The sequence below is a fragment of the Pseudomonas sp. SA233 genome (assembly GCF_054792385.1).
On sequence record NZ_CP096449.1, the window covers coordinates 4298840 to 4317455 of the forward strand.

11 protein-coding genes are annotated in these 18616 nt (G+C 63.1%); 6 read left to right on the plus strand and 5 right to left on the minus strand.

Features of this window, described 5'->3' with window-relative positions; translation table 11 throughout:
* Nucleotide 1: 1 nt before the first annotated feature.
* Together M1D87_RS19745 and M1D87_RS19750 are read right to left on the minus strand one after the other, a co-directional pair.
* Nucleotides 2–6466 carry an amino acid adenylation domain-containing protein gene (locus M1D87_RS19745; RefSeq protein WP_421091773.1) on the minus strand — a complete coding sequence of 2155 codons (6465 nt, stop codon included), beginning with the start codon at nucleotides 6464–6466 and terminating at the stop codon, nucleotides 2–4.
* 491 nt (nucleotides 6467–6957) lie between these two features.
* Entirely contained in the window at nucleotides 6958–7941 is a 984-nt protein-coding gene (locus M1D87_RS19750; protein ID WP_123083786.1) for a TauD/TfdA family dioxygenase, read from the minus strand.
* Nucleotides 7942–8122: 181 nt separating this feature from the next.
* On the opposite strand from M1D87_RS19750, the gene azu reads away from it, so the two are divergent.
* The 3 genes from azu to M1D87_RS19765 all read left to right on the plus strand — a co-directional run bounded on the left by azu (nucleotide 8123) and on the right by M1D87_RS19765 (nucleotide 11573).
* Nucleotides 8123–8572, plus strand: a complete 450-nt coding sequence (azu, locus tag M1D87_RS19755; protein WP_123083787.1) for an azurin — start codon at nucleotides 8123–8125, stop codon at nucleotides 8570–8572.
* 33 nt (nucleotides 8573–8605) lie between these two features.
* Nucleotides 8606–10258, plus strand: coding sequence for a cyclic peptide export ABC transporter (locus M1D87_RS19760; RefSeq protein WP_123083788.1), 1653 nt, complete (start codon nucleotides 8606–8608; stop codon nucleotides 10256–10258).
* A 157-nt stretch (nucleotides 10259–10415) separates the two neighbouring features.
* Entirely contained in the window at nucleotides 10416–11573 is a 1158-nt protein-coding gene (locus M1D87_RS19765) for an ATP-binding protein (protein ID WP_123083789.1), read from the plus strand.
* A gap of 136 nt (nucleotides 11574–11709) precedes the next feature.
* Here the strand turns inward: M1D87_RS19765 and M1D87_RS19770 are convergent, their stop codons facing one another.
* The gene (locus M1D87_RS19770) at nucleotides 11710–12645 is read right to left on the minus strand and encodes an aspartyl/asparaginyl beta-hydroxylase domain-containing protein (RefSeq protein ID WP_013973745.1); all 936 of its coding nucleotides are present in this window, start codon (nucleotides 12643–12645) and stop codon (nucleotides 11710–11712) included.
* Between the two features lie 172 nt (nucleotides 12646–12817).
* Nucleotides 12818–13792, minus strand: a complete 975-nt coding sequence (cysK, locus tag M1D87_RS19775; protein WP_123083790.1) for a cysteine synthase A — start codon at nucleotides 13790–13792, stop codon at nucleotides 12818–12820.
* Nucleotides 13793–13926: 134 nt separating this feature from the next.
* Between cysK and M1D87_RS19780 the strand changes: the two genes are divergently transcribed.
* The 3 genes from M1D87_RS19780 (at nucleotide 13927) to M1D87_RS19790 (ending at nucleotide 17267) form a co-directional block, all read left to right on the plus strand.
* Nucleotides 13927–15000 (plus strand): DUF748 domain-containing protein, encoded by a 1074-nt coding sequence (locus tag M1D87_RS19780; RefSeq protein WP_013973747.1) that lies wholly within the window; start codon nucleotides 13927–13929, stop codon nucleotides 14998–15000.
* A 229-nt stretch (nucleotides 15001–15229) separates the two neighbouring features.
* Nucleotides 15230–16075 (plus strand): AAA family ATPase, encoded by an 846-nt coding sequence (locus M1D87_RS19785; RefSeq protein ID WP_012273667.1) that lies wholly within the window; start codon nucleotides 15230–15232, stop codon nucleotides 16073–16075.
* A 13-nt stretch (nucleotides 16076–16088) separates the two neighbouring features.
* Nucleotides 16089–17267, plus strand: a complete 1179-nt coding sequence (locus M1D87_RS19790; protein ID WP_013973749.1) for a vWA domain-containing protein — start codon at nucleotides 16089–16091, stop codon at nucleotides 17265–17267.
* A gap of 121 nt (nucleotides 17268–17388) precedes the next feature.
* On the opposite strand, the gene M1D87_RS19795 is transcribed toward M1D87_RS19790, so the two are convergent.
* Nucleotides 17389–18294 carry an RHS repeat-associated core domain-containing protein gene (locus tag M1D87_RS19795; protein ID WP_183596503.1) on the minus strand — a complete coding sequence of 302 codons (906 nt, stop codon included), beginning with the start codon at nucleotides 18292–18294 and terminating at the stop codon, nucleotides 17389–17391.
* Nucleotides 18295–18616 lie beyond the last annotated feature (322 nt).

An 18616-nucleotide genomic window follows, 5' to 3' on the forward strand; every position in this document is an offset into this window, starting at 1 on the left:
GTCAGGCCTCTGTGAATGCATTCATCATGTGTTCGATATCGCTTAGGCCATCGTCGGAGAGCGACAGGCCCTGCTCGTCCAGTGCCTGGGCGAACGCGCGTAGTTCGGGGTGGCTGAAGATCAGCCGCAGGGGTATGTCCAGCCCCAGCTCGACGTTGATCCGCGACACTGCCTGGGCCGCCAGCAAGGAGTGGCCGCCCAGCTCGAAGAAGTTGTCGCTCAGGCCGACCCGGGCAACGTTAAGCAACTGCGCCCAGATGTTCGCGAGCTGCTGCTGCCGCTCGGTCTGCGGCGCCTGGTAGTCATGCTGTGGCTGGTTCGGGTCGGGCAGCGGCAGCGCCTTGCGGTCGAGTTTGCCGCTGGGGGTCAGCGGCATGCTCGGCAGGGTCACCAGGTAGGCCGGGATCATGTAGTCCGGCAGGCTGGCCTTGAGGTACTGCTTCAGTGCCTGGCGCAGATCGCCGCGGTAGCCTTCGGCCGGCACCGCATAGGCGCATAGCTGCTTGCCACCGGGCAGGTCGATGGCCAGCACGGTGGCTTCGCGAACGTCCGGGTGCGCCCGCAGGTACTGCTCGATCTCGCCCAGCTCGATACGGAAGCCGCGCACCTTCACCTGGTGGTCGACCCGGCCGCGATAGGCCAGCTGGCCGTTTTCGTCGTAGCAGCCGAGGTCGCCGGTGCGGTACAGGCGGCCACCGCCAACCGGGTCGAACGGGTCGGGGATGAAACGCTCGGCGGTGAGTGACGGCCGCTGGTGATAACCGCGCGCCAGGCACCCTGCCCCGCCGATGAACAGCTCGCCGGGCACGCCCACCGGTGTCGGCGCCAGGCCATCGTCCAGAGCATGCAGGGTACGCCCCGGCAAGGCACGGCCGATCGGTACGCCGCCCAGGCTGATCTGCTCCACGGTCATCTGCGAACAATCGTAGGTGGTGGCGACCACGGTGGCTTCGGTCGGGCCGTAGGTGTTCAGCAGGCGCACCGCTGGCGGGCCGTCGGCCAGCCAGGCGCGCAGGGCATCTTCCGGCACCGCCTCTCCCCCCACGTGAATCTGCTTCAGCCGGCCATAGGCCTCGGGGGCCCGGCGTTCCAGCGCCAGCAGGCGCCAGTAGGCCGCTGGCAGGTCGGCCACGGTCACGCCGTGGCGGTTGATCTCGTCCAGCAGGGTGGCGGTGTCCCACAGCCGCAGGTCGCGCAGCACCACACAGGCGCCCTGGGCCAGCGGCGGGAAGAACTGCTCGATGAAGCCATCGAAGCTGATGGTGGCGAACTGCAGCACGCGATCGCTCGGGGTGAGGCGCGAATAGTCGCCGGCCACCTGGCAGAACAGCGACAGCGCGTGGTGGTCGATGGCCACGCCCTTGGGCATGCCGGTGGAGCCGGAGGTGTAGATGACGTAGGCGAGGTTGTGCGGTGCCGCCAGGTTGGCCAGCGGTTCGACGGGCCAGGCTTGCAGCCACTCGGTGCCCGGCTCCAGTACCACGCAGGGCAGTTGCTTGCCCAATTGCAGGCGCTCACGCGAGGGCGCATCGGCCAGCAGCAGGCCGATATTGCTGTCCTCGACCATGTAGGCCAGACGTTCTTGCGGGTAGTCCGGGTCCAGCGGCACATAGGCGCCACCCGCCTTGTGAATGGCGATCAGCGCCAGGGCCATGCCCAGGCCGCGCTCGACAGCCACGCCAACCAGGCAGTCCGGCCCCACGCCCAGTGCCCGCAGGCGGTGGGCCAACTGGTTGCTGCTGCGGTCCAGTTCGGCGTAGGTCATCTGCTGGTCGTCGAAGATCAGCGCCAGCGCATCCGGCCGCTCGTGGGCCTGTCGCGCCAGCAGCTGGTGCGCACACAAGCCGCTGCCAGCCTGGGGCGCCGGGTTCCAGCCGTGGGTCAGTTGCTGGCGTTCGCTACTGCCAAGGAAGTCCAGCTCGGCAATGCAGCATTGTGGTTCGGCGCAGATGGCTTCCAGCAGTGCTTGCCAATGCCCGGCCATGCGCTCGATACGCGCGGCATCGAACAGGTCGGTGCAATAGTTGAACGAGGCCGTCACGCCATCGGAGCGCTCCAGGGTGTTGAGCGATATGTCGTACTGCGCGCCCGGCTCCTGCAGGTCCACTTCCTTGACCTGCAGGCCGTGCAGGGCATCGCTGGATACCTGCTCGCCAAGGTCGCGCAGGTGGTTGTACAGCACCTGGAAGATCGGGTTCACACCCTGGTCACGCTCCGGATACAGCGCCTCGGCTACTTCGAGGAACGGCACATCCTTGTTGGCCTGGGCCTGCAGGGTGGTCTCCTTGATCGCCGCCAGCAGCTGCGAGAACGGCTGGCTGCCATCGACACGGATACGAGCCACGACCACGTTGATGAAGAAGCCGATCAGCCCTTCAAGCTCCAGGCGGTTGCGGTTGGTGACCGGCACACCGATGTTGAGCGTGCCCTTGCGGCTGTAGCGCGACAGCACGATGGCATAGGCCGCCAGGAACACATGGAACAATGTGGCGTTGGATGCCACCGCCAGTGCTCGCAGGCGCTCGGTGAGGGCCTGTGGCAGGCGCACGTCGAAGCGGCTGCCCTGATAGCTTTTGACCTGCGGACGAATGCGGTCGGCAGGCAGTTCCAGCACTTCGAAGTCGTCTTCCAGGCGGGCCTTCCAGTAGTCGATCTGCGCCTGCATCTGCCCCTCGGCCAGCCACTTGCGCTGCCAGGCGGCGAAGTCGGCGTACTGCACCGGCAGCGGCTCGACGGCTTGCGCCTGGCCCGTGGCGGCGGCGTTGTAGGCGGCGGCGAACTCGCGTACCAGCAGGCTCATCGACCAGCCATCGGAGACGATATGGTGCAAGGTCAGCGACAGCAGGTGCTCCTGCGCATGCACCCTGAACAAGCGTGCGCGCAGCAGCGGGCCGTGCTCCAGGTCGAACGGGACGAAGGCTTCGGCTTCCAGCTTGCGCATCTGCGCGGCGTGGTCCTGGCCAGTGAGGTCTTCGAAACCGATTGGTACCGTGGCAGCCGGCAGGATGCGCTGCCAAGGCAGGCCGTCGGCCTCGACGAAAACAGTGCGCAACGATTCGTGGCGGGTTACCAAGGCATCCAGCGCAGCCTGCACGGCGCAGTGGTCGAGGTGGCCCTGCATGCGCACGGCCATCGGCGTGTTGTAGGCCAGGCTTTCGGGGTTGAGCTTCCAGAACAGCCACTGGCGGTTCTGCGAGGGGGACACTGGCAGCGGTTGCTGGCGATCGAGGATTTCGATGTCCAGGCCTGCGCCCTGCTCGCCTTCGGCCACGGCCTGGGCGAAGGCCTGCAGGTCGACGGTGTCGAACAGGCTGCGCAGCGGAATATCCACGCCCAATTGCTTGCGTATCCGCGATACCGCCTGGGTGGCCAGCAGTGAATGGCCGCCCAGGGCAAAGAAGTTGTCGCCCAGGCCTACCTGCGGTACTTGCAGGACTTGCGCCCAGATCTGTGCCAATTGCGTTTGCAGCGGGGTCTGCGGCGCCTGATAGGCCACCTGCGTGGCGGCAGGTTCCGGCAGCGCCTTGACGTCGACCTTGCCGTTGACCGTGACCGGCAGGTGCTCCAGCACCATCAGGTGTGTCGGCACCATGTGTTCGGGCAGCAGACGCTTGAGGCTGGCGCGGATCGATTCCTGCCAGGCCAGGCTATCGGCCAGCATCTGAACGGGCACCAGCCAGGCAGCCAGTTGCAGTTGCGGCCCCTGGCCATGCACACGCACCAGGGCATTGGCGACACCGCCCAGGGCACGCAGCTGGTTTTCGATTTCGGCCAGTTCCACGCGATAGCCACGGACCTTGACCTGGCCATCCATGCGCCCGGCGAACTGCAGGTCGCTGCCTTGGCGAACCCAGTCACCGCTGCGGTACAGGCGCTGGCCGTGGCCGTTCGGGTCGGGAACGAAGCGCTCGGCGGTGAGTGCCGGGCGGTTCAGGTAGCCGCGGGCCAGGCCGGCGCCACCGATGTACAGCTCGCCCTTGGCTTTGGCCGGCAGGGGTTGCAGGCAGCGGTCGAGCACCGCGACGCGGGTGTTGGCCAGTGGCTGGCCGAGGCTGGCCTGCCCGTTCAGTTCGGCGACCAGCACACCGACGGTGGTTTCGGTCGGGCCGTAGTGGTTGAACACCTTGAGCGCCGGGGCCAGGTTGCGGACCTTGCCCAGCAGGCTCGGGCTGATGGCCTCGCCGCCGAGCACCAGGCACTGGGCCGGCAGCGCCGAGCGGCCAGCCACCAACATGGCCTCCAGGTGCGACGGTACGATCTTCAGCGCGTCTACCTGGTGCTCGGCCAGGTAGGCCGCAAAGCCTTCGGCATCTAGTACCTGCTCGCGTAGCAGCAAATGCAGGGTGTGGCCGCCGCACAAGGCGCCGAACAGCATGGTGTGGCCGAGGTCGGCAGCAGGGGTCGAGACCTGGGCCATGCTGCGGATACGCTCGAGCGGCAGGCGCGCGGCGATGCCTTCGACGTAGTTGGCCAGGGCGCCGTGGCTGATCGCCACGCCCTTGGGCTGGCCGGTGGTGCCGGAGGTGTAGATCACGTAGGCCAGGTTGGCCGGCGCCGGGGCGATGCACGCGGCGCTGCCATTGCCGGTTTGCGCCCAGTCCAGGCGCTGCACGCCCTCGGGCAGTTCGGCCTGCCAGTTACCGGGCGCCAGTACCAGGCGCGTACCGCTGTCGGCGAGCATGTAGGCCAAGCGTTCGGCCGGCTGCTCGGGCTCCAGTGGCAGGTAGGCGCCACCGGCCTTGAGCACGCCGAGGATACTGGCGAGCATGCCGACACTGCGGTCGGCCAGCACGCCGACCAGTGTGTCCGGCCCTGCTCCGGCTTCCACCAGCCGGCCTGCAATGGCTTCGGCGCGGGCATCGAGTTCGGCGAAGCTCGCCTGCTCGTCCGCAGCCATCACCGCTGTGCGCTCGGGGTGGCGGCTGGCGGCGGCGGCAAAGCGCTGGTGAACCAGCAGCGTTGCGTCAGCCTGCGCAGGCGCGCCAACGGCAGGGGCCAGGCCTGGCAGTGGCAACTCGCCAACTGCGCCAGCCGCTTCGTCGGCCAATGCCTGCACCAGGGCTAGCCACTGCTCGCCAAGGGCTTCGACAGTGGCCGTATCGAACACGTCGGTCGCATAGGTGAACGCTGCATGCAGTTGCCCCGCTCGCTCATGGGTGTCCAGCGCCAGGTCGAAGCGGGCGCTGTGCTTTGCCAGGTTGACCGGCGCCAAGTGCAAACCGGAGCGGGTCTCGATGGCTTGCACATCCGCCACCTGCGCCTGGTGGTTGAACAGCACGCGGAACAGCGGGCTCTCGCTGCTGCGCGGCAGGTCCAGGGCTTCGACCAGTTGCTCGAACGGCAGGTCCTGGTGGCTTTGCGCGCCTACGGCGGTTTCGCGCACGCGCTTGAGCAGGCCGGTGATATCCAGCAGTGGGTCGATTTCGGTGTGCAGTACCTGGGTATTGATAAAGCAGCCGATGAGCCCTTGGCTTTCGGCACGGTTGCGGTTGGCGATGGGCACGCCGACACGGATCGCCGACTGGCCGCTGTAGCGCTGCTGTAGCAGCTTGAAGGCGGCCAGCAGGACCATGAACAGGGTGACGTTATGCTTGCGTGCCAGGCCGCGCAGCCGCTCGGCGACATCTGCTGCGATGGGGAACTCGTGACGCGCGCCGCGATAGCTGGGGCGGCCCTGGCGGCTTCGGTCCAGTGGCAATTCCAGCGGCGAATGGTCGTCGCCCAGGCGGGCCTGCCAGTAGGCCAGCTGGCGCTCCTGCTCACCGGCCTGGAGCCAGCTGCGCTGCCACAGGGCGTAGTCGCGGTACTGGATCGGCAGCGGTTCCAGGCGGGCTTCGCTGCCGGCCACGGCGGCGTCGTACAGGTGCAGGAATTCGTCGATCAGCACGTTCATCGACCAGCCGTCGGCGACGATGTGGTGCAGGGTGAGCAGCAGGATGTGCTCCTGCGCGGCCAGTTGCAGCAGGCGCACCCGCAGCAGCGGGCCGCTGGCCAGGTCGAAGGGGGCCAGGGCTTCGGCTTCGGCGATGGTTTCGATGGCGGCCTGACGGGCGCCCTCGTCCAGGCCGGCCAAGGCATCCTGGTGCAGCTGCAACGGGGCGGCGCTGGCCTCGATCTGCTGGCGCACGTCATCGCCGTCGGCGACGAAGCGGGTGCGCAGGGTTTCGTGGCGGGCCACCAGGGCATCGAAGGCGTGCTGCAGGGCGGCCAGGTCCAGCGAGCCATTCAGGCGCACGGCCATGGGCAGGTTGTACGCCGCGCCTTGCGGGTCGAGCTGCCAGAGGAACCACATGCGCCGCTGGGCGTACGACAGCTGGTCACGCTCGGCCACCTCCACCCCGGGCGCAATCGGCAGCACGGAAAAATCCATGCCCTCGCCCTGCAGCGCCTTGAGGAACAGGCGGCGCTTGTCGGGGCTGAGTTCGATGAAGCGGCGGGCGAGCTTGAGCGTTTGGTCGGCATTCATGTCGAGCGGTGTCCTGGCAGTCGAGCGGTAACTGTCAGACGAAGGTGTGGGGGGGTGATTTAGTCGCGCCAACCTAAGGCCCAGCACCATCCCTGTGGGAGCGGCTTTAGCCGCGAAAGGGCCAGCCAGTCCCGATGCTTAGGAAGAGCCTGGGATTGTTGTAGGTTGCTGGGGGCATGTCTTGAGAATGCGTCAGGGCTGACAGGTGTTCGCCATGACGGGTTCAGCGCCTGTTAGATCGAGCGCCGCCCGCGCGGCGCTTCGCAGCACAAGGCTGCTCCTACATCTGTTTCGGGCCAGTTATTCCTGCGATACAAGCACGCGGCCCCTTGGCGTTCACCTCGATATCGTGTCGGACAAACAAGGCGGTCGCGCGCATTGGTACAGGCGTTACTGGCCCGAAACAGATGTAGGAGCAGCCTTGTGCTGCGAAGCGCCGCGCGGGCGGCGCTCGATCTAACAGGCGCTAGAAAACCCAAGGCATACACCTGTCAGCGCAACAACTCGGAATGCCCCTGCGCCATCGCCACCACCACCTTGCGCTTGCCGGTAAACGGCGACCGCGCATGCGCTGCAAGCATGTTATCCAGCATCAGCACATCGTTTGCCTGCCACGGAAAGCTGATGGTGCATTCGTCCAGCACCCCGCGCACTTCATCGAGCAGCGAATCCTCGATGGTCGTACCGTCGCCGTAGTACACGTTACGCGGCAGGTCCTCTTCCTCGACGATGTCCATCAACGACTCGCGCACTTCTGGCTGCAGGTTCGACACATGGAACAGGTGCGCCTGGTTGAACCACACATCCTCCCCGGTCACCGGGTGGCGTGCCACCACCTGGCAGCGCTGGCGGGTGCGCAATTCGCCGTCATCCTTCCAGATGCACTCGATGGCATGCGCCCGGCAATAGGCCTCGACCTGGCGCGGGTCTTCAGTGTTGAACACCTGCGACCATTCCACATCAAGGCCGTTGCCGTAGTTGCGCACGTACATCAGCCCCTTCTCCACCAGCCGCTCACGAATGCGCGCCGGCATGCGCCGGTACACCTCGCGGCTGTCGGCAATCGGCGTCTCGCCACCGGTCTCGGCGGGGATCACGCTGTAGAACCAGATCTTCATCGGCCATTCCAGGGTATAGGCCTGCTCGTTGTGCAGGGGGATGCTCTGGTGCGCCGGGTACTCGGTGGAGGTGTACACGCCCTTGGTCACGTTGCTGCGCGGGGTGGAGCCAAACTCGTAGTTGAGCAGCGGGTGACCGAAAGAAGCAGCGAACTGGCGGAAAGCTTCGGCACCACCCACCTCGAAGCCGCGAAACAGAATACCGCCAGCCTGCAGCAGGTGCCGGTCTACCAGCGGCTGCAACTCGGCAAAGGCTTCCAGCAGGTCGAGACCCGGCTCCGGCGCGCGCACCAGCAGCGGCAGGTTGCCGCGTGCAGCGTCCAGGGGTTCGATCGCAAAGCTCAGCAGTTCACTCATGTCCGGTCACCTCAGGCCAGGGCCGCATAGGCGGCGAAATCGGGATGTGCGCCATGTCGGCGCCTGACTGAATGAACGAGCGGGCGCCAGGGAAATTCAGCTGGGCCGCACGCACAGGTAAAGCCGGCGCGCGCCGGTTCGTCTGAACGATGTGCACCCTTCTATCGCCCAGGAACCGTACATGACTCGCCAGCTTCTGCTCCTCGCCCTGCTCGCCGTGGCCCCTGCCGCGTGGTCGGCAGAGCCATGCGCCGTGGAAATCCATGGCACCGACCAGATGACCTTCGACAAGGCCGCCATCACCGTGCCCAAGGCCTGCGCCGTGTTCACCGTCACGCTCACCCACCCTGGCGACATGCCGAAGAACGTGATGGGCCACAACTGGGTGCTGAGTACCCAGGCCGACATGCAAGGCGTGCTCGACGACGGCCAGAAAGCCGGCGAGGCCCTGGACTACGTGAAGCCCGGCGACACCCGGGTGCTCGCCCATACCCGCCTGATCGGCGGCGGTGAAACAGACAGCATCAGCCTCGACGTCCGGTCGCTGAAGGCAGGTACCGCGTACAGCTTCTACTGCTCGTTCCCGTTCCACAGCACCTTGATGAAAGGCTCCCTGACCCTCGGCAGCTGACCCGCCCCCACCTCACCAGCGAGATCATGCTTCATGAAAACCTCCTCCCCCGGGGCCATCCGCGAATTGCTGGGCCTGCTGAAACCCTACCGCCCGGCGGTAATCGTCTCGGTGCTGCTGGGCATGCTCGGCGGCCTGGCCGTGACCGCCCTGCTGGCCACCGTCAACCGGGGCCTGCATGCCGCTGGCGGCATGAGCCAGGGCGTGATCCTGGCCTTCGCCGGCCTGTGCGTGCTGGCCCTGGTCAGCAGTGTGGCGGCCGACAGCGGCACCAACTACGTTGGGCAGAAAGTCATCGCCAGGCTGCGCAAGGACCTCGGCGCCAAGGTGCTGTCGGCGCCGATCGAGCAGATCGAGCGCTACCGCACCCACCGCCTGATCCCGGTGCTGACCCGCGACGTCGACACCATCAGCGACTTTGCCTTCGCCTTCGCCCCGCTGGCCATCTCGCTCACCACCGTGACTGGCTGCATGGCCTACCTGGCCTGGCTGTCGTGGCCGATCTTCCTCATCACCCTGGCGGCCATCGGCATTGGCAGTGGCATTCAGTACGTGGCCAGGCAGAAAGGCGTGGCCGGCTTCAACGCCGCCCGCGATGCCGAAGACAACCTGCAGAAGCACTACTCGGCCATCGCCGAGGGCGCCAAGGAGCTGCGCATCGACCGCCGCCGCCGCCACGCCATGCTGACCCGCAACATCCAGGGCACCGCCGACTTCATCGCCAACACCCATATCCGCGCCATCAACATCTTCGTCGCGGCCAAGAGCCTGGGGTCGATGCTGTTCTTCGTGGTCATCGGCCTGACCCTGGCCCTGCAATCGCTATGGCCGAGCAACGACCCGGCGGTGATGAGCGGCTTCGTGCTGGTGCTGCTGTACATGAAAGGCCCGCTGGAAACCTTGATCGGCAACCTGCCTATCCTTGGCCGCGCCCAGGTGGCGTTCCGCCGCATTGCCGACCTGTCCGAGCGCTTCTCCTCGCCCGAGCCGCACCTGCTGCTGGAGCCGCCGGTCAAGCGCCCTGCTCCGGCCAGCGCGCGTCTGGAACTGCACAATGTCGAGTATGCCTACCCGCCGGTGGACGGCAACGAGCCGTTCCGCGTGGGGCCGGTAAACCTGAGCATCGAACCGGGCGAGATCCTGTTCATCGTCGGTGAGAACGGCTGCGGCAAGACTTCGCTGATCAAGCTGCTGCTCGGCCTGTACACCCCGCAACGCGGCGAAGTGCGCCTGAACGGCAAGGCCGTCGGCCCGGAGGGGCTGGATGACTATCGCCAGCTGTTCACCACGGTGTTCGCCGACTACTACCTGTTCGACGACCTGCCCGAGCATGAACACAGCCTGCCCAGCGATGCCACGCGCTACCTGGAGCGGCTGGAGATCGCCCACAAGGTGAGCGTGCGCGATGGTGCCTTTACCACCACCGACCTGTCGACCGGCCAGCGCAAGCGCCTGGCACTGGTCAATGCCTGGCTGGACGGGCGGCCGGTGCTGGTGTTCGACGAATGGGCGGCGGACCAGGACCCGACCTTCCGCCGGGTGTTCTACACCGAGCTGCTGCCGGACCTGAAGCGTTTGGGCAAGACCATCATCGTGATTTCACATGATGACCGGTATTTCGATACGGCGGACAAGGTGGTGCACCTTAGCCGGGGGAAAGTGGTGGAGGCGTTGGAGCCGGCTTGAGGCAGCAAAGGGGGGCTGCGCCCCCCCCCTCATCAACCAGGGTCTATAATCGCTCTATAGTCTGTCTATAATTCCCTATAAACACCGCCCCTGTCAGATCTATAATTCCTCTATAATCAATCTATAATCGACTATAAATTGAAACGGAGGGGCCGAGATGCCTGAAACTGTCTATCACCGCCCGGCGCTTGCGTCCCGCCTGTCGAAATTGATCCTGCAGGTCGCCGTGGGCAGCGCAGCAAGCTCTGGTGTGTTTCTCGCTGCGCCACGGCGTACCGGGAAATCCACCTTTGCCCGCGAAGACCTGCGCCCGGCCCTCGAAACAGCCGGGGCCATTGTGCTGTATGCCGATCTGTGGAAAGACCTGACCAAAGATCCCGGGCAAGTCATCGTAGAAGCGGTGCGTGAGGCGGTCGGGCGTAACGAAGGCTTCATCACGCGGCTGGCAAAGTCATCTGGCATGGAGAAGGTCACTCTCGGCGGCCTGAATTTCAGCGTGGACAAGATCGGGCTGGGGCAAGATGTCGACCTGACCACCGCCCTGGTGGCGCTCTCCGATGAATCCCGCAAGATCATCGTACTGATCATCGACGAAGCACAGCATGCAATCACGACCGAGCAAGGAATAGCGGCGCTGTTCGCCCTCAAGGCAGCCAGAGACGAACTCAACAGTTCGAAGCACCATGGCTTGCGAATCGTCTGCACCGGTTCAAACCGGGACAAGCTGGCCATGCTGCGCAACAGCAAGGACCAGGCGTTCTTCGGCGCCTCCATGGTGCAGTTCCCGACCCTGGACCAAGACTTCATCGACTGGCTGTGCGCCAATATCGACCTGCCATGCGCACTCGATTCAACGGAGGTGTTTCAGCTCTTCAAGGAAAGCGGCTATCGCCCGGAGCTATTGGGTGCGGCCGCGGATGAAATCCGCTTCGACTTCGGCATTGAACCCGAGGCCATTCCGGCACGCTTCAGAGAGCTTGTCCAGGCACAAGCCAATGACTTGAACGCAAACCTGAAAAAGGTGATCCACAGCCTCACGCCTATCCAGGCTGCGGTTCTACGTGTCATGTGCGCAAAGGGGAACGACTACGCGCCGTTCGAGGCCCCGACCCTGGCACTGTACGCCAAAGCGATGGAACAGGCTGGCGTGGGTGCGAGCGAAGTGAAGGCCGAGGTACCGGGGGTGCAGCAAGCGCTTATCGCCTTGCAGGACAAGAACCTGGTGTGGAAAGCATCGCGGGGGGTGTACGCGGTAGATGAACAGGTGATAGTCGATATCGTGCGAGCGGACGGTTTGCTGGAAGGTCTTGCCTGAGTGGTTTTCTGAGAGGACGCTGGGGGCGCTTTGCGCCCCTATCGCGACACAAGGCCGCTCCTACAGGAGTACTCGATCACCTGTAGGAACGGCCTTGTGTCGCGATGGGCTGCAAGGCAGCCCCAACAGGCAGAAATCAGAACAGCCAGTGATACAACAGGTACACCACCACCGCCGCCAGCACCGGCCGCAGCACGCGGTAGGCCTTGGGGTTGGCGCGCTTGAACTGCTTGACCTGGCTACTGATCCGGTTGCTGAAGCGCTTGCTCCAGGCGTAGGCCTGGTTGATCCCGCCAACGCGCTCGTCATCAGTGTTCTGCGGCGCGGTGGCACGGCCGAGGAAGGCGCTGACCTTGCGGTTGATGCGAGTCATCAGCGGGCTGCTCAGCGGGCGTTCGATGTCGCAGAACAGGATAACCCGGGTAACGTCGGTCTCGTTCTTTACCCAGTGCACGTAGGTTTCATCGAACATCACGTCCTCGCCGTCACGCCAGGCATATTCCTCGCCATCGACGTAGATGCGGCAAGCATCGGAGTTGGGGGTGGACAGGCCCAGGTGGTAGCGCAGGGAGCCGGCGAACGGGTCGCGGTGCGGGTTCAGGTGGCTGCCGCCGGGCAGCAGGGCGAACATCGCACCCTTGACGTTGGGGATGCTGCTGACCAGCTCGACGGTGCGCGGGCACAGGGTTTCGGCAGAAGGCAACGGTTTGTCGTACCACTTCAGGTAAAAGCGCTTCCAGCCTTTCTTGAAGAACGAACCGAAGCCGGCGTCATTATCCTTCTCCGCGGCGCGGATGTAACCCTCGTCGAACAGGCGCATGGCCTCTTCGCGGATTTCCTGCCAGTTGTCCTTCAGTACGTCCAGTTCGGGGAAGCGCTGGCGGTCCAGGTAGGGTTTGGACGGTACGCCGGAAAACAGGTACATCAGGCTGTTATAAGGGGCGAACAGCGCCGAATGGTTGACGAACTGGCGCAACACCGGCAAGCGAGCCTTGCCGCGCAGGTGCACGAACAGCACGCTGCCAAAAAACACCAGCAAGACACCCGCCTTGGCTGCAAAGGAAAAGGTCATGCTTTCACTCCTTGAGGAAGAAACAGGGCTGCGCGCCCTGCTCTCCGATAAATCATCCTGCCATCATAAACTGATGCCGCCAGGGTAAAAACAGCCCGGGCAGCAACTCAATCATGAAGATTTTGCAATAAACCAAGCCGCCGAACGTTGCGCGGGATCAGCGGCAAGGCCATTACTGCTGGTTTTCCTGCTCGCTGAACATGTCGCTGAACAGCATGCTCGACAGGTAGCGTTCGCCGGAGTCCGGCAAAATCACGACGATGGTCTTACCCTGCATTTCCGGCTTTTCAGCCAGGCGCACGGCCGCTGCCATCGCCGCACCACAGGAAATGCCACAGAGGATGCCCTCTTCCTGCATCAGGCGGATGGCCATGGCCTTGGACTCTTCGTCGGTCACCGTTTCCACCTGGTCGACGATCGACAAGTCGAGGTTCTTCGGCACGAAGCCGGCGCCGATGCCCTGGATCTTGTGCGGGCTGGGCTTGAGCTCTTCGCCGGCCAGGGTCTGGCTGATCAGCGGCGATGCCACTGGTTCCACCGCCACCGACAGGATCGCCTTGCCCTGCGTATGCTTGATGTAGCGCGAAACACCGGTGATGGTGCCGCCGGTGCCGACCCCTGCCACCAGTACGTCGACCGCGCCGTCGGTGTCGTTCCAGATTTCCGGGCCGGTGGTTTTTTCGTGGATCGCCGGGTTGGCCGGGTTTTCGAACTGGCCCGGCAGGAAGTACTGGGCCGGGTCGGAGGCGACGATTTCGTTGGCCTTCTCGATGGCGCCCTTCATGCCCTTGGCCGGGTCGGTCAGCACCAGCTCGGCGCCCAGAGCCTTCAGCACCTTGCGGCGCTCCAGGCTCATGGATGCGGGCATGGTCAGCAACAGTTTGTAGCCACGGGCTGCGGCGACGAAGGCCAGGCCGATGCCGGTGTTGCCCGAGGTCGGTTCGACGATGGTCATGCCCGGCTTGAGCTTGCCGCTGCTTTCGGCGTCCCAGACCATGTTCGCGCCGATGCGGCATTTGACCGAATAGCCCGGGTTACGCCCTTCGATCTTGGCCAGGATGGTCACGCCGCGCGGGGCAATGCGGTTGATCTGCACCAGCGGCGTGTTACCGATGGAGTGGGCGTTGTCTGCAAAGATACGGCTCATGGCAGGGGTCCTTGGCATGAAAAAAAGCAGGGAAAGACCTCAAGGGTAAGCCCGCACCGGTGGCCCGTAAAGCCTGTTCGAACTCACGCGGACTCGTTGCGGTCAACCGCATATCCTGCGTTGGAGACACTTCGATGAGAGCCCGTTATCGCTGGCCGTTGATCGGCCTGGCCAGCCTGATCGTGCTGTTGCTGGCGCTGCACCTGGCCCTGCCCTATCTGGTGCGCGACTACCTCAATGACAAACTGGCCGACATGGGCGACTACCGTGGCCAGGTGGCCGATGTGGACCTGGCCTGGTGGCGCGGTGCATACCAGATCAACGGGCTGAAGATCGTCAAGACCACCGGCAAGGTGCCGGTACCGTTTCTCGATGCACCGCTGATCGACCTGTCGGTGAGCTGGCACGCCCTTTGGTACGACCGCGCAGTGGTTGCCGAAGTCATATTCGACCGGCCGGAACTCAACTTCGTCGATGGCGGCAACAAACAGAACTCGCAGACCGGTCAGGGCACCGACTGGCGCCAGCAACTGGAAAAACTGCTGCCGATCACCCTGAACGAGGTTCGCATCGACAACGGCGTGCTGACTTTCCGCAACTTCAACTCCAAACCACCAGTCAACCTCAAGGCCACTCAGCTCGATGCCAGTATTCGCAACCTCACCAACATTCGTGACGAAAAGGGCCGACGTGATGCCAGCTTTGATGGCACGGCGCTGATCGTAGGCGACGCCAAGGTGGAAAGTCGCGCCACCTTCGACCCGTTCAGCGATTTCGACGACTTCGAGTTCCGCCTGCGCGCCACGGGTATCGAGCTGCGCAAGCTCAATGACTTCGCCAGCGCCTACGGCAAGTTCGATTTCAATGCCGGGCACGGCGATGTGGTGATAGAGGCCGAGGCGACCAACGGGCGATTGAACGGGTACATCAAGCCACTGTTGCGGGATGTGGATGTGTTCGACTGGCAGCAGGATGTGCAGGAGAAGGACAAAGGCTTCTTCCGCTCGGTCTGGGAAGCGCTGGTAGGTGCAACCGAGACAGTATTGAAGAACCAGCCGAAGAACCAGTTCGCGACCCGGGTAGAGCTCAGCGGCAGCGTGCACAAACAGGATATCAGCGCCTTCGAGGCGTTTCTGCAGATACTGCGCAACGGGTTCATCGAGGCGTTCAATGCGCGGTATGAGCGTGATGCGCCGGATTCCGACTAGGATCGAGTGACGGGGCATTCAGGGACTGAATACCTGGTCTGCGTTTCCAGTCGGCGAACCCCGCGTTATAGTCGGTGACAAATCCAAAATATGTGCTGCCTGTGCTGGCCTCTTCGCGGGTAAACCCGCTCCCACAGGTATTCCACAAACCTCAGAAAAGGTGGGGTAACTGTGGGAGCGGGTTTACCCGCGAAAGGGCCGGTGCAGGCTTCCAGCAGAGGACAGACCCATGAAGTTCGAAGGCACCCGCGACTACGTCGCCACAGACGACCTGAAACTGGCGGTAAACGCGGCCATCACCCTCGAACGCCCCTTGCTGGTCAAGGGCGAACCCGGCACCGGCAAGACCATGCTCGCCGAGCAGCTGGCGGCCTCGTTCGGTGCGCGTCTGATCACCTGGCACATCAAGTCCACCACCAAGGCCCACCAGGGCCTCTACGAGTACGACGCGGTCAGCCGCCTGCGGGACTCGCAGCTGGGCGTGGACAAGGTCCACGATGTGCGCAATTACCTGAAAAAAGGCAAGTTGTGGGAGGCCTTCGAGGCAGAGGAGCGGGTCATCCTGCTGATCGACGAAATCGACAAGGCTGACATCGAGTTCCCCAACGACCTGTTGCAAGAGCTCGACAAGATGGAGTTCTACGTCTACGAAATCGACGAGACCATCAAGGCCAAACAGCGCCCGATCATCATCATCACCTCCAACAACGAAAAGGAGCTGCCGGACGCCTTCCTGCGCCGCTGCTTCTTCCACTACATCGCTTTCCCCGACCGCACCACCCTGCAGCAGATTGTCGACGTGCACTACCCGAACATCAGCCAGTCGCTGGTCAGCGAGGCGCTGGACGTGTTCTTCGACGTGCGCAAGGTACCAGGCCTGAAGAAAAAGCCGTCCACCTCCGAACTGGTCGATTGGCTCAAGCTGCTGATGGCCGACAACATCGGTGAAGCGGTGCTGCGCGAACGCGACCCGACCAAGGCCATTCCACCGCTGGCCGGCGCGCTGGTGAAGAACGAGCAGGACGTACAACTGCTCGAGCGCCTGGCCTTCATGAGCCGGCGCGGCAACCGCTGACAGGAGCCGGGCCATGCTGCTCAACCTGTTCAATGAAATGCGCGCGGCCAAGGTGCCGGTGTCGGTACGCGAACTGCTCGACCTGCACCAGGCCCTGCAAAAGCGCGTGGTTTTCGCCGACATGGACGAGTTCTACTACCTTGCCCGCGCCATCCTGGTGAAGGACGAGCGCCACTTCGACAAGTTCGACCGTGCCTTCGCCGCCTACTTCAAAGGCCTGGAGAACCTGGACCGGCACATCGAGGCGTTGATCCCCGAAGACTGGCTGCGCAAGGAATTCGAGCGTTCGCTGACCGACGAGGAACGCGCGCAGATCCAGTCGCTGGGTGGCCTGGACAAGCTGATCGAGGAGTTCAAGAAGCGCCTCGAGGAGCAGAAGGAGCGTCACGCCGGCGGCAACAAGTGGATCGGCACCGGCGGCACCAGCCCGTTCGGCTCCGGTGGCTTCAACCCCGAGGGCATCCGCGTGGGCGAGGCCGGCAAGCGCCAAGGCAAGGCGGTGAAGGTGTGGGACCAGCGCGAATACAAGAACCTGGACGACCAGGTGGAGCTGGGCACGCGCAACATCAAGCTGGCCTTGCGCCGGCTGCGCAAGTTCGCCCGTGAAGGCGCCGCCGAAGAGCTGGACATCGACGGCACCATCGACCACACCGCGCGGGATGCCGGGCTGCTGAACATCCAGATGCGCCCCGAGCGGCGCAACACGGTGAAGCTGCTGTTGCTGTTCGACATCGGTGGTTCGATGGACGCCCACGTCAAGGTCTGCGAAGAACTGTTCTCGGCGTGCAAGACCGAGTTCAAACACCTGGAGTACTACTACTTCCACAACTTCGTGTACGAGTCGGTGTGGAAAAACAACCTGCGCCGCACCTCGGAGCGCTATTCCACCTTCGACCTGCTGCACAAGTACGGCGATGACTACAAGGTTGTGTTCGTTGGCGATGCGGCCATGGCGCCCTACGAGATTACCCAGCCGGGTGGCAGCGTGGAGCACTGGAACGAAGAAGCCGGTTATGTGTGGATGCAGCGTTTTATGGAAAAATTCAGGAAGATCATCTGGATCAACCCCTATCCGAAGCAGGCCTGGGACTACACCGCATCGACCCATCTGGTGCGGGACTTGATCGAAGACAAGATGTACCCGCTGACCTTGCAGGGGTTGGAGGAAGGGATGCGTTATCTGTCCAAGTGAGGTTGGCAACGGGCTACCATGACGCACGCGATATTGGAGCCCGTACTTGCCTGTAGCCGCTTATGCACTCTTCCCTGTGATAAATCCGGGGGGGGGACGGCATATCAAAACGCTGAAGTACCTACTGCTGACGCCAGGACTTAATATCTTCAAGAGCCGGGGAAAGTAATTCCCTGGTAACTGAATGTAGCCGCACATGTGCACGGTCCCTTTCAAATTTAATCAAATTCCTAATACCCAAAAGCTGCCGATGTATCCACTTCGCTTCCGCAGGAGACGGGCTCTGTAAAAACGCACTGATTCTCGCATTAACTTTCAGTCGGCGTTCACGCACACCCATAAACATTTCCCTGGTGGAAGCAAACAGACCTTTAGGTATTGGAGCAAGCGGATCATAGCTTAAAGCCAGGACATGATTCAGAGCATTTGCCGCCTCAGCCCCCTTAATATGCGGCAGGTACTTCGGAGATTCTTCAATAAGGTTAACCAATGCCTCTGGACTGGACTGATTAAGTTTACGCCTTGTTTCCGCCCATGTACGCTTGAGTGGTTTTGCAGTACCCGTGCGCATTCGCGTCTTACCACTCGGATCATTATGATTGATGGGGTCCCCGCCACAATAGGCATAGCCATTCAGACCGCCATTACCAAAAGGACTACCAGGGCTATCATATGAAAGAAAACCAGGCCTTACAACGCTATAAAGCCGCTCCCCATTACCTAGGAAGTAGCCATTCACCAACGAGTCCAACCGCTCTCCATTATACTGGAGTAGCGCCTCGAGCGCCGTCTCGCGCGCAGAACAACCATAAGGCGCATACATAAGGCTCACAGTAGCTTTCGAGTAAGATCTGCCAATTATCGAGCCAGCCGAGTCTTGATAAATCAAAACCTGCTGAGTAGCAACTTCCACTTTAGAAAGCTCTGCAAACACACGCTGAGCTATGCGAAAGCAAACTTGACAAGCCTTATCCCTAAGCACTTGCCTTAATTGAGACTTCAAATAGAAGTACTTGGCTCCAGGCATGCACATAGCCCCTCAAGAAATGACCATACCCAGAATTATTAGCACCTGAAGCAGAAAGTTAATACTGGCAAAAATATCAGTTCCCCCTGCAGCGCCCTCAAAAGCCCCCACAAGGGTGAATGCGGCGAGGCATGGAAAATTCCAGGAAGGTCATGTAGATGAACCCGTACCGCGGACCGTGCAGGGGTTGGAGGAAGGGATGCGTTACCTGTCCAAGTGATTTTGCCGGTACCGGCCTCTTCGCGGGCTCGCCCGCTCCCACAGGCCTCAAGGCTTGCGCGATACCTGTGGGAGCGGGCGAGCCCGCGAAAGGGCCAGCGGC